The sequence below is a fragment of the Streptomyces sp. NPDC042002 genome (assembly GCF_055588305.1).
Window position 1 is genome coordinate 221,579 of record NZ_JBVJCT010000013.1, and the last position, 11,714, is coordinate 233,292.

Below are 11,714 nucleotides of genomic sequence, written 5' to 3' on the forward strand. Positions count from 1 at the left end.
TGGCGATTCGTTTTCTAGCGTCGAAGACATGACAGACGCGCTCACCACCGCGGTCGCCGGATTCGGCACCGGTCTCTCCCTCATCGTCGCCATCGGCGCGCAGAACGCCTTCGTCCTGCGCCAGGGCATCCGCCGGGACGCGGTCCTCGCCGTGGTGGGCATCTGCGCCCTGTCCGACGCGCTGCTCATCGCGCTCGGGGTCGGCGGGGTCGGCGCGATAGTGGTGGCCTGGCCCGCCGCGCTCACCGCGGTCGGGCTGATCGGCGGCTGTTTCCTGATCGTCTACGGCGTCCTCGCCGCCCGTCGGGTCCTGAAGCCCTCGGCCCTGCGGGCGGCGACCGTGTCCCCGGGCTCGTGGCGCCGCGCCGTCCTCACCTGCCTCGCCCTGACCTGGCTCAACCCGCACGTCTACCTCGACACCGTGTTCCTGCTCGGCTCGCTCGCCGCCGACCGCGGATCACTGCGCTGGACGTTCGGGTTCGGGGCGGCGCTCGCCAGCCTGTGCTGGTTCGCGGCCCTCGGGTTCGGTGCCCGGCTGCTCGGCCGCTTTCTGGCCCGGCCCGCGTCCTGGCGCGTGCTGGACGGCCTCGTCGCCACGACGATGATCGCGACGGGTGCCACGCTGATCGCCGGCGCCTGAGCCGCCGTACACCGCACCGGGTCGCCGGACACCGTTCCTGAGCGGCCGTACACCGCGCGCACCGCCGAACACCGTGCTGAGCCGCCGAACGGCCCGCCCGCACCGCCGGACACCGTCCCGAGCCGCCGTATACCGGTCGTCCGTCCGTCCCGTGAGAGCTCGGGCGCAGGGTGCCCGGTGCGCCAATCCGGTCCCCCGGGGGACACAAGCCGCTCACGCTCGGCCATAGTGATCCCCGAATCGAAAGATGTATCGAGCAATCAGGGTGAGCGTGGACACGAGCCAGAGCAATACGGACAGCGGCGCCGCGGCGCCCGACCGGAGCGCGGAAGCCGAGCGGCCCGACCGCTCCGGATGGCGCCGCTGGGCGATGGACACCCGGCCGCTGCGCCGCCCCGCCTACCGCCGGCTGTGGACGTCGACCGCCGTCACCTCCGTGGGCAGCCAGCTCACCGCAGTCGCCGTGCCCAAGCAGATCTACGACATCACCGGCTCCTCGGCCTGGGTCGGCTACGCGAGCCTCGCCGGCCTGCTGCCCCTGGTGGTCTTCGCCCTGTGGGGCGGTGCGATCGCCGACAGCATGGACCGCCGCAAACTGCTCCTCCTCACCAACACCGGCATAGCCGTCACCTCGCTGCTCTTCTGGGTCCAGGCCGCCACCGGACTGGAGTCGGTGCTCGTCCTGATGGTCCTGCTCGCCGTGCAGCAGGCGTTCTTCGGCCTCAACTCCCCGGCCCGCAGCGCGTCCATCGCCCGGCTCGTCCCGGCGGACGAACTGCCCGCCGCCAACGCGCTCGGCGCGACCGTCATGCAGACCGGCTCGGTGGCCGGGCCGATGCTCGCCGGTGCGCTCATTCCCCTCATCGGGCTGCCCGAGCTCTATCTGATCGACGCTCTCGCCCTGTGCGTCACCGTGTGGGCCGTCCTGCGGCTCCCCGCGCTGCCGCCCCTCACGGGAGCGGACGCCCGGCGCGCGGGCCTGCGCGAAGTGGTGGCCGGCTTCCGCTACATCGCCCTGCACAAGGTGCTGTTGCTGTCCTTCCTCGCCGACATCATCGCCATGGTCTTCGGCATGCCGCGCGCCCTGTTCCCGCAGCTCGCCGCCGAGACGTACGCCCCGTACGGAGAGGGACTCGCGCTCGGACTGCTGTTCGCGGCGATCCCCATCGGGGCGGTCGTCGGCGGACTGATGTCGGGCACCTTCTCCCGCGCCCGGCGGCACGGTCTGATGGTCATCGTCTCCGTCGTGGCCTGGGGCGCGGCCATCACCGGGTTCGGGCTCAGCGGCAGTCTGTGGGTCGCCGTGGCCTTCCTGGCCGTGGCCGGGGTCGCCGACATGGTGTCCATGGTCTTCCGCGGCGCGATCCTGCTCTCCGCCGCCACCGACGAGATGCGCGGGCGGCTCCAGGGCGTGTTCACGGTCGTCGTCGTGGGCGGCCCACGTGTCGCCGACGTCCTGCACGGCACGGCCGGCTCGGCGTTCGGGGCACCCGCCGCGGTCGCCGGCGGCGGCCTTCTGGTCGTCGTCGCGGTGCTTGCGCTCGCATTTGTCACACCGGCCCTGAGGCGTTACACAATCTGAATAGTGATCTGAATACGGAATGGACCTTGGTGGTTCTAGAGTGACCGCCATGGGGGACACGCGACCTACCTCGGAATTCCACGCGCAGAACGTCAGCGCGGACAGCACCGCCCGTCTGGTGGGCGCCCTGGATGCTCAGGACGTCAACGACGGTGTACAACGCCTGCGTTCCTGGGCACACGCGGCACTGGCCGTACGGCCCGGAGAACGGGCGCTCGACATCGGCGCGGGCACCGGCTCGCAGACCCGGCGTCTCGCGGCCGCCGTGGGTCCCCGGGGCCGCGTGCTCGGCATCGAACCGAGCCCCGGACTGCGCGCCGTGGCCGAACAGCGGGGGACCGAGGAGCGCAGCGCCGCCCGCTTCGCCGACGGTGACGCCCTCTCCCTTCCGCTGCCGGACGCCACCGTCGACGTGGTCTGGTGCGAGCGGGTGCTCCAGCACCTCGTCGAGCCGGAGAAGGCCGTCTTCGAGATAGCGCGCGTGCTGCGCCCCGGCGGGCGGGTCGCCCTGCTGGACACCGACTGGGCGACCACGATCCTGCACCCGGGCGACCCCGAGACGATCGCCGCGCTCACCACCGGCGCGCTGTCCGCGGCCACCGACCCGTACTCCGGGCGCAAGCTGGTGGGACGGCTGACGGCAGCCGGGATGGTGGTCGACGACCGCGGATCCCAGGCCCTGCTCCAGGACCACAAATCGGTCGCCTGGCCGCTCATCCGCATGCTGGGCGATTCGGCGCTGCGCCGTGGACTCATCGGCGAGACGCAGCGCGACCGCCTGTACGAGGACCTCACGGAGGCCGCGCGAGAGGGCGGTCTGCACATGTCCGTGACGATGTTCGGGGCCGTGGCGCACCGTCCGGAATGATCCGGTCCGGGTTCGCGGCGTACCGTCCGGAATGATCCGGAATACAATGGAATGGCCGTCGCTGACGGACTAGTACGCAGATTTCCCCTGGTATTGGGGGTACGCGAACACCATGTACACCGCGAGCCATGATCTGATCGCAGCAAGTTCGACGCTGAACGCGGGCGCCGCCTTCATCGGCGGCCTCATCATCGCCGGCGCGCTCGTCTGGGCCGTCCGGATGGGCATCAGGGTACGGAACCTGGAATCGCGCCCGCCCACTCCCGAAGAGCAGCCCAGGCTGCCCGACGGCGGGGCGGTGCACGAGGAGCGGGAGATGCGAGAACCCGACGAGGTTCCGCACGCCGCGGACGAGAGCGAGCGGCTGATGCCGTACAACATGCACTCCGCGAGTACCAAACACGCTGATGACCAGCATCGCAAGCGCTGGCAACCGGGATCCAGCGGGTCCTTCGGCAGCGGCGGACCCGGCAGAACCTGACCGGGACGCGAAGGAGCCGACCGCCGCGCGCGGCCGGCTCCTTCACGTGCGCACGGGAGAGCGGCTTCTCGCGCCTGTCGTACGGGAGGCCAGTTCCCCGCGCGTGGCGCGCAGGGCGAATCCTTGCGTACGGCGCAGGGCCGGACCTCGTGTCACGCCTCCGGGAGATCGCCCCCCCAGACGCGTCACGTCGAACAGGACGAGATGAGCGGGGGCCTGATCCGCGCGCCGGGCGGCCCTGCCCGGCGACCGGGCGAGACCCGTCCGCGACTGCAACAGCTGGAAGTCGCCCCGGTCCTGTTCGTCCAGGACCAGCACCTCACCGTCCAGGACCGCCGCGGTCGTACCGAGAACGCCGCCGAGGCCCCGCAGTTCCGGATGGACCACGGAACGCTGGCCGTCCTGCTTCGTCTCGTACGCCCAGCGCGTGTCCTGTCCGGAGGCCGGCAGGGTTCCGGGGATCGCGAGCATCGGCGCGATCAGCGGCAGCTTCGGCAGGTTCACAGCTGTTCTGTCGACATGCCGCCCACCGCACACGCTTCGCCGCAGCCCCTTTCGCCTGAACGGCCGCGCCGGGTGCCCGGGGAGCGCCGGGTGGTCCGGACGCGGCCCCTAACGCTCCAGCGCCTGGGCGATGAGCGTCTGTAGGTGCAGTCCCCGGTGGGCGTCGAGCTCTCCGGCCCTGCCCGACCGGACGGCCGTGGCGAACTCGCGGCGCAGCACGGGCCAGGACTCCTCGTGGTCGAGGGCTCCGCCGTCGAAGACCAGCTCGGGGTGCCGGCCGAAGAGCTCGACGCGGGTGATCCCGCGCTCGACGTCGACCGAGCCCGACAGGGAGGCCTGGCTCACGGCGCCGCTGTCGTGCTCGCAGGTCAGTTCGAGCCAGCGGCGCGGGTCCCCGGCGCCGCGCACCCGGACGATCGGGCCGAGAGCCGCGTCCAGCAGATCGAGGAGGTGCGGCCCGAGGTCCAGCAGCGCCCCGTGCTCAAGACGCCACGGGGTCGCGAAGTCACCGCCCAGGAAAGCGCCGCTGAGACAGCAGGAGCGCGCGCCCGAGACGTCCAGGGCCCGCGCCTCGGCGAGGAACCGCCGAGTGGCCGGGTGATAACGGTTCGTCAGGACGAGCTGGGAGACCACGCCCGAGGCGTCGATCGCGTCCACGAGCCGCCGCGCCGCGGGCAGATCGAGCGCGAGCGGCTTCTCCAGGAGCAGGGCCTTGCCCGCCTCGGCGGCCCGCACGGCCAGTTCGGCCTGGACGGCGGGCGGCACCGAGAAGGCGACCGCCTCGCAGTCGTCGAGCAGTTCCTCGAACGTCGCCGCGACGGTCGCGCCGAGCGGCACCGCCGTCTCGCGGGCGGCCTCCGGCCGGCGTGCCCACACCGACGTCAGCCGGGTCTCGGGACCGGCGGCGAGCACCCGGGCGTGCACGGCCCGCGCCCAGGGCCCCGCGCCGACGAGCCCCACCCTGACGGGGGCATGAGTCCAGGTGGGCGAGGTGCTGGTCACGGGCATCTCCTCTGTGCTGTACGGGGCCTGACGCGCCGTCGGACCGGCGGCGGCGCCGACGCGGGGGAGCGGTGGAGGCGGCCAGGAGCCGGATCTTCGGACGTGTGGACAGACTTCACCACGGTGTCCCGGTGTCCGGCCAGCGGATGGACCCCGCGGGCACGCCCCGTCCGCCCCTGGCTCCGCCCCTCCCAGGGCACAAGGGGGCGCGGGAGCCCGGCGTACGAACACGGAAAGCGCGCCTCTGTCCGTCCCGACCTGCCACGCGCCATCATGCGGGGCATGGATCCCACACAGGACAAAGCAGGCTTCGCGGGCGGTTCCGGCCTGCCCGTACTGCCGGAGGACTGGCAGCGATGTCTCGCCGTGGCCGCTCACCCGGACGACATCGAGTACGGCTCCGCCTGCGCCGTCGCGCGCTGGACGGCACAGGGCAAGCAGGTGAGCTATCTGCTGGCGACCAGGGGAGAGGCCGGCATCGACGGCCTGCACCCGGACCGGGCGGCACCGCTGCGCGAGGCCGAGGAACGGGCCGGTGCACGGCAGGTCGGCGTCGAGACCGTCGAGTTCCTCGACCACCGCGACGGTGTCGTCGAGTACGGGCTCGGACTGCGCCGGGAGATCGTGCGCGCGATGCGCCGCCACCGGCCCGAGGTCGTGGTGTCCGGCGCGTTCACGGTGCGGATGATCGGCGGCATCACCAACCAGGCGGACCACCGGGCGGTGGGCCTGGCCGCACTCGACGCGGCCCGCGACGCGGGAAACCGCTGGGTCTTCCCCGAACTCGGCGACGAAGGTCTGGAACCCTGGAACGGCATCCGGATGGTGTGCTTCGCCGGACCGGAACAGCCCACCCATGGCGTCGACGTCACCGGTGAACCCCTCGAACGCGGCATCGCCTCGCTGGAGGCGCACGCCGAGTACACCAAGGCCCTGGGTGCGGGCGCCTTCGAACCGCGGCCGTTCCTCACCTGGGCGACCGGCATGGGCGGACCGGCGCTCGGCGTCGAGTCCGCCGTCCTCTTCGACGTCCACCAGCTCATCCTCGACGGCCCGCCGCCCTGGGTGTGAGCACGACACGTCCACCGGTCGGTACGGGCCCGTCCTCGATCTGCTCCCCGCTGACGGAGTGCCACGCGGGCCCGTCCCGCACGGGCGCAACTTGACCTGATCGTGAGGGTTGTCGCGGGGAGGGACTCATAGGCTGTGCGCGAGTGATCACCGTCGAACCGGAGGAGCGAACGTGACACCACGCCCGCAAGAGGCCGCACGACGCACAACCGTCCTTCGCCGCGAAGCCGTTGTCGCGGCCGTCCCCGTAGCGCTCGCCGCGCTGCTGACCGCGGCCGGACCGGCCACGGCGGCCGGGAGCGTGGGCTCCGCCGGCGCGGGAGACCCGTACTTCCCTCTCTCGGGCAACGGCGGCTACGACGTCCACCACTACGATCTGACGCTCGGCTACGACCCGCACGGCCGCCACCTCGACGGCAAGGCGGTCATCACCGCCAGAGCCACCCAGCGGCTGACCCGCTTCGACCTCGACCTCAGCGGGCTGAAGGTCACCGGCGTCACCGTCGACCACGCCAAGGCGGCCTTCCGGCGCGACGGCCAGGAACTGGTCGTCACCCCGCACAAGGCTCTGAGCAAGGGTCAGGAGTTCCGCGTCACCGTCACCTACTCCGGCACCCCGAAGCCGGTCACCGACCCCGACGGTTCCCTCGACGGTTGGATTCCCACCGACGACGGCGCGTTCGTGGCCGGCGAGCCCCAGGGCGCGATGACGTGGTTCCCCGCCAACAGCCACCCCACGGACAAGGCGTCGTACGATTTCACGCTGACCGTCCCGAAGGGGCGCACCGCCGTCGCGAACGGTGTCCTGGTCGGGCAGCGGACCGCCAACGGCCGGACCACCTTCCGCTGGCGGCAGTCCGAGCCGATGGCCGCCTACCTCGCCACGGCGACCGTCGGCACGTTCAAGGTCGAGCAGTACACCACCCGCGACGGCCTCAAGGTCTACAACGCGGTCGACCCCCGCGAGGCGACCGCCGCCGCGCCGGTCCTCAAGAAGCTGCCGTCCGTCCTGGCCTGGGAGAGCAAGCTCTTCGGCCCCTATCCCTTCCGGGCGGCCGGAGCCATCGTCGACCGGGCGCCGCAGGTCGGTTACGCCCTGGAGACCCAGACCCGGCCCCTGTACGACTCCGCGCCCGACCTGGGCACCCTCGTGCACGAAAGCGCCCACCAGTGGTTCGGCGACTCCGTCACCCTCACCAGATGGAAGGACATCTGGCTCAACGAGGGATTCGCCACCTATGCCGAGTGGCTCTACACCGAGCAGCACGGCGGCAAGAGCGCGCAGAAGACCTTCGACGCGCTGTACGCCACCCCCGCGAGCAAGGACCTCTGGGCGTTCCCGCCCGGCGATCCCGGCAGCGGCGAGCACATCTTCGAGACGCCGGTCTACGCCCGCGGGGCCATGGTCCTGCACAAGCTGCGCACGGCCGTCGGCGATCCCGCGTTCTTCCGCGTCCTGCGCTCCTGGACCGCCGGCCACCGTGACGGGCACGGCACGACGGCCCAGTTCATCAAGCTCTCCGAGCGGGAGTCAGGCAAGGACCTCTCCGGCCTCTTCCACACCTGGCTCTTCACGGCGGGCAAGCCCGCCTCTTCCTGAGGCGGGCTTGCCCGGTGTGGCTGCGGGTCGGCTCAGGCCGGCCGCAGCCACACCGTCGCGAGCGGAGGCAGTGTCAGCTCGATGCTCGTCGGACGGCCGTGCGCAGCGATCGCCTCGGCCTTCACCGGCTCGGGGTTGGTGACGTCGCTGCCGCCGTAGCGAAGGGCGTCGGTGTTGAGGACTTCGTGCCAGGCGGGGATGTCCTCGGGGACGCCGAGGCGGTAGCCGTGCCGGACGGCGGGGGAGAAGTGGGAGACGGCGAGCAGCGGAGTGCCGTCGGCGGCGTGGCGCAGGAACGCGAACACGTTGTCGTCGGCGGCGTCGCCCACGACCCAGGTGAACCCGGAGGGATCGGTGTCGCGCTCCCACAGGGCGGGTTCGGCACGGTAGCCCGTGTTGAGGTCACGGACGAGATCCTGGACGCCGCGGTGGTCGGGTTCGGCGCCGTAGGCGGGGTCGAGGAGCCACCAGTCGGGACCGTGGGCCTCCTTCCATTCGCCGCCCTGGGCGAACTCCTGTCCCATGAAGAGGAGTTGCTTGCCGGGGTGGGCCCACATGAAGGCGAGGTAGGCGCGCAGGTTGGCGCGTTGCTGCCACCAGTCGCCGGGCATCTTGGAGACGAGTGACTGCTTGCCGTGCACGACCTCGTCGTGGGAGATCGGCAGGACGTAGTTCTCGCTGTACGCGTACACCATCGAGAACGTCATCTCGTCGTGGTGGTACTTCCGGTGGACCGGCTCGTGCTGGATGTACTCCAGCGAGTCGTGCATCCAGCCCATGTTCCACTTCAGCCCGAAGCCGAGGCCGCCCTCGGAGGTCGGGCGTGTGACCCCGTCCCACGCGGTCGACTCCTCCGCCATGGTGACGATGCCCGGGTTGCGGCGGTAGAGGGTGGCGTTCAACTCCTGGAGGAACGCCACCGCGTCGGGGTTGTCCCGGCCGCCGTGTTCGTTGGGGGTCCACTGGCCGGGTTCGCGGGAGTAGTCGAGGTAGAGCATGGAGGCGACGGCGTCGACGCGCAGGCCGTCGATGTGGAACTCCTCGCACCAGTAGGTGGCGTTGGCGACGAGGAAGTTGCGGACCTCGCGGCGGCCGTAGTCGAATTCGAGGGTGCCCCAGTCGGGGTGGTCGGCGCGCTGGGGGTCGGCGTGTTCGTAGAGGGGCCGTCCGTCGAATGCGGCCAGGGCCCAGTCGTCGCGGGGGAAGTGGGCGGGGACCCAGTCCATGAGGACGCCGATGCCGGCTCGGTGGAGGGCGTCGACGAGGTGTCTGAAGTCGTCGGGGGTGCCCAGGCGGGCGGTGGGGGCGTAGAAGCCGGTGATCTGGTAGCCCCAGGAGCCGCCGAAGGGGTGTTCGGCGACGGGCATGAGTTCTACGTGGGTGAAGCCGAGGTCGGCGACGTAGGCGGGGAGCTGGTCGGCGAGCTGACGGTAGGTCAGACCTGGTCGCCAGGACGGCAGATGCACCTCGTACACCGAGAACGGCGCCTCGTGCAGCGGACGGCGCTTCGCCCGCTGCTTCATCCACGCGGAGTCCTTCCAGGTGTGGGACGACCGGGTCACGACCGAGGCGGTCGCCGGAGGCACCTCGGCGCCGCGGGCCATCGGGTCCGCGCGCAGGGTGTGGGAACCGTCGGGGCGGGTGATGTCGAACTTGTAGCGCGCTCCCTCACCGAAGCCGGGCAGGAACACCTCCCACACACCGGACGATCCGAGCGAGCGCATCGGATATCCGGCGGCGCCGTCCCAGTGGCAGAAGTCCCCGCAGACCCGCACCCCTTGGGCGTTCGGGGCCCACACGGTGAAGCGCGTTCCCTCGACACCCTCGTGGGTCATCGGCTCGGCGCCGAGCGCCCGCCACAGCTCCTCGTGCCGGCCCTCGCCGATCAGATGCAGGTCCAGCTCGCCGAGCGCGGGAAGGAAGCGGTACGGGTCCTGCGTCTCGGACTCGGTGCCGTCGTACGTCACCAGCAGCGTGTACGCGGGAAGCGCGTCGAGCGGCAGGACGGCCCCGAACAGTCCGTCGCCCAGGTCGTCCAGCTCGGTACGCCGCCCGTCCACCATCACCGCCACACCCTGGGCGTACGGCCGCAGCGCCCGGAACACGACTCCGCCCGGCACCTGATGGGCACCCAGCAGCGCGTGCGGATCGTGATGGGCGCCGGACAGCAGCCGCCCCCGGTCCGTGGGGTCGAGCGCGGCGTGCTGCGCCGACGGGGCGGCGGGCTTGGCCCGTCGTACGCGGGTGGATGCGGTGCGGGTCACGGCTTGGGCCTCTCGAAGTGGGGGTGTTGAGGGTGGTCGGCGGGGGTGTTGAGGTCGGTCGGTGGTCGTGGTCTGGGTCAGGGGTGGTCGGCGAGTCGTCCGACCGCCGCCATGGGCACGGGCAGCCAGTCCGGACGGTGCCGTGCCTCGTAGAGCACTTCGTACACGGCGCGGTCCGTCTCGTACGCGCGCAGCAGTTCGGGTTCCTCGCGCGGATCCCAGGACGCCGCGACGGCGTAACCCGCGCAGAAGGCCTCGCGGCAGCGTTCCGCCCACTCCGGACGCCAGGGCTGCCGGGAGCGGGCCGCGTAGTCGAAGGACCGCAGCATGCCCGCGACATCGCGTACGGGCGACTGGACACGCCGACGTTCGCTGATCGGGCGGGCGGGTTCACCCTCGAAGTCGATGACCGACCACCGCTGCCCGGCCCGCAGCACCTGGCCGAGGTGGAGATCGCCGTGGATGCGCTGGGCGGGCCGGACCGCCGAGTCCAGGGCGGCGAGCGCGTCGAACGCCGACCTCAACCCGGCCGTGTGCGGGCGGAGTTCGGGGACGGAGCGAACGGCGGCGTCGAGGCGTTCGTGCATCGCGTCCGCGAGCCGCTTGTTCCGGTACGGACTCGGCGCGTCCACGGGGAAGGCCGTGGCCAGAGCCAGATGCACCTCGGCGGTGGCCCGGCCCAGTTCGTACGCCTCGCCGGTGAAGTCCTTCCGCGAGCCGAGGGATTCGAGTGCCAGGGTCCAGCCGTCGGCGGCGTCCCGCAGATACGGCTGGAGGACGCCGAGGGTCGCCTCCTGCGGCTCCGAGGTGTGGAACCACGCGGCGGGGGCGGGGACGCGGTTGCAGCCCTGCCGGGCCAGTGCGCGCGGCACCTCGAGGTCCGGGTTGACGCCGGGCTGGACGCGCCGGAAGACCTTCAGTATGAACGCGTCGCCGTACACCAGCGAGGAGTTGGACTGCTCGGCGTCGAGGAGCCGCGGCGCGAGACCGGGCGGCACCGTGAAGCGCGGATCGCGCTCGAAGCGCAGCGGTCCCGCCGTGCCCGAACGGCGCAGCCGCTCCAGGAGAAGTCCCGTGGCCTTCGGGTCGTGGAAGGCGTCGTACACGGTCAGTTCGGCCAGCGGGCCGGCGCTCGCCCGGCCGATGAAGGCGTGGGCGAGCCGCGGCGGCAGGACTTCCCGTACGCCGAGGAGCAGTTGGTAGCAGTCCTCGGCCGCGGGAGTGCCGGTTCCGCCGTGGGCGGGCGGGCCGGGGTGCTCGGTGCGGACCAGCAGATGCAGACACCCCGGGTACAGCTCGGTCGTCGAGAGCAGCGTCAGATCCGTCACCGGCCTGCCCTTGCCCGCGAACCAGCGTTGCCGCGGCAGCCAGGCGCGCAGCAGCTCGGCCAGCGAGGTCAGCAGCGGAGCGGTGTCGAGGCCGCTCGGACGCTGCAGAGCGGTGTTCGCCATGACGACACGTCCTTTCAGAGGCGGGCGGGCTGTCGAGGGGCACGGAGTCACGATCGCCTCGTGGTGCCGGGCCCGACCGCGGGGCGCAATCTGAACCAGTAGAAGCCGTGGCCGGCGAGGGTCAGCAGATAGGGCAGTTCGCCGATGGCCGGGAACCGCACGCCGCCGATCAGCTCGACCGGGTGTCTGCCGTTGAACTCGCGCAGGTCGAGTTCGGTGGGCTGGGCGAAGCGGGAGAAGTTGTGCACGCA

10 protein-coding genes and 1 pseudogene are annotated in these 11,714 nt (G+C 71.8%); 6 read left to right on the forward strand and 5 right to left on the reverse strand.

Features of this window, described 5'->3' with window-relative positions; translation table 11 throughout:
- Positions 1-28 precede the first annotated feature (28 nt).
- The 4 genes from ACZ6KY_RS21370 to ACZ6KY_RS21385 all read left to right on the forward strand — a co-directional run bounded on the left by ACZ6KY_RS21370 (position 29) and on the right by ACZ6KY_RS21385 (position 3,571).
- Positions 29-640 carry a LysE/ArgO family amino acid transporter gene (locus ACZ6KY_RS21370; protein WP_469311856.1) on the forward strand — a complete coding sequence of 204 codons (612 nt, stop codon included), beginning with the start codon at positions 29-31 and terminating at the stop codon, positions 638-640.
- 271 nt (positions 641-911) lie between these two features.
- Positions 912-2,222 carry an MFS transporter gene (locus ACZ6KY_RS21375; RefSeq protein ID WP_469311857.1) on the forward strand — a complete coding sequence of 437 codons (1,311 nt, stop codon included), beginning with the start codon at positions 912-914 and terminating at the stop codon, positions 2,220-2,222.
- 49 nt (positions 2,223-2,271) lie between these two features.
- The gene (locus ACZ6KY_RS21380) at positions 2,272-3,090 is read left to right on the forward strand and encodes a methyltransferase domain-containing protein (protein WP_469311858.1); all 819 of its coding nucleotides are present in this window, start codon (positions 2,272-2,274) and stop codon (positions 3,088-3,090) included.
- Between the two features lie 112 nt (positions 3,091-3,202).
- On the forward strand, positions 3,203-3,571 hold the full coding sequence (locus tag ACZ6KY_RS21385) for a DUF6479 family protein (RefSeq protein ID WP_355857818.1): 369 nt from the start codon (positions 3,203-3,205) through the stop codon (positions 3,569-3,571).
- A 165-nt stretch (positions 3,572-3,736) separates the two neighbouring features.
- On the opposite strand, the pseudogene ACZ6KY_RS21390 reads toward ACZ6KY_RS21385, so the two are convergent.
- Together ACZ6KY_RS21390 and ACZ6KY_RS21395 are read right to left on the reverse strand one after the other, a co-directional pair.
- Positions 3,737-4,042 (reverse strand): annotated as a pseudogene (locus ACZ6KY_RS21390) (DNA ligase-like domain-containing protein); the annotation flags it as partial.
- A gap of 141 nt (positions 4,043-4,183) precedes the next feature.
- Complete coding sequence (locus ACZ6KY_RS21395) at positions 4,184-5,083, reverse strand: Gfo/Idh/MocA family protein (RefSeq protein WP_469311859.1); 900 nt, start codon at positions 5,081-5,083, stop codon at positions 4,184-4,186.
- Between the two features lie 276 nt (positions 5,084-5,359).
- Here ACZ6KY_RS21395 and ACZ6KY_RS21400 point away from each other — a divergent pair, with 276 nt between their 5' ends.
- Positions 5,360-6,148, forward strand: coding sequence for a PIG-L deacetylase family protein (locus tag ACZ6KY_RS21400; protein WP_469311860.1), 789 nt, complete (start codon positions 5,360-5,362; stop codon positions 6,146-6,148).
- Positions 6,149-6,320: 172 nt separating this feature from the next.
- Positions 6,321-7,748, forward strand: coding sequence for a M1 family metallopeptidase (locus ACZ6KY_RS21405; protein ID WP_469311861.1), 1,428 nt, complete (start codon positions 6,321-6,323; stop codon positions 7,746-7,748).
- A 32-nt stretch (positions 7,749-7,780) separates the two neighbouring features.
- On the opposite strand, the gene glgB is transcribed toward ACZ6KY_RS21405, so the two are convergent.
- From glgB to ACZ6KY_RS21420, 3 genes are all read right to left on the reverse strand, one after another.
- Complete coding sequence (glgB, locus tag ACZ6KY_RS21410) at positions 7,781-9,919, reverse strand: 1,4-alpha-glucan branching enzyme (protein WP_469311870.1); 2,139 nt, start codon at positions 9,917-9,919, stop codon at positions 7,781-7,783.
- A gap of 170 nt (positions 9,920-10,089) precedes the next feature.
- Positions 10,090-11,463 (reverse strand): maltokinase N-terminal cap-like domain-containing protein, encoded by a 1,374-nt coding sequence (locus tag ACZ6KY_RS21415; RefSeq protein ID WP_469311862.1) that lies wholly within the window; start codon positions 11,461-11,463, stop codon positions 10,090-10,092.
- Positions 11,464-11,510: 47 nt separating this feature from the next.
- On the reverse strand, positions 11,511-11,714 hold a 204-nt coding region (locus ACZ6KY_RS21420; protein ID WP_469311863.1), incomplete at its 5' end, for an alpha-glucosidase C-terminal domain-containing protein.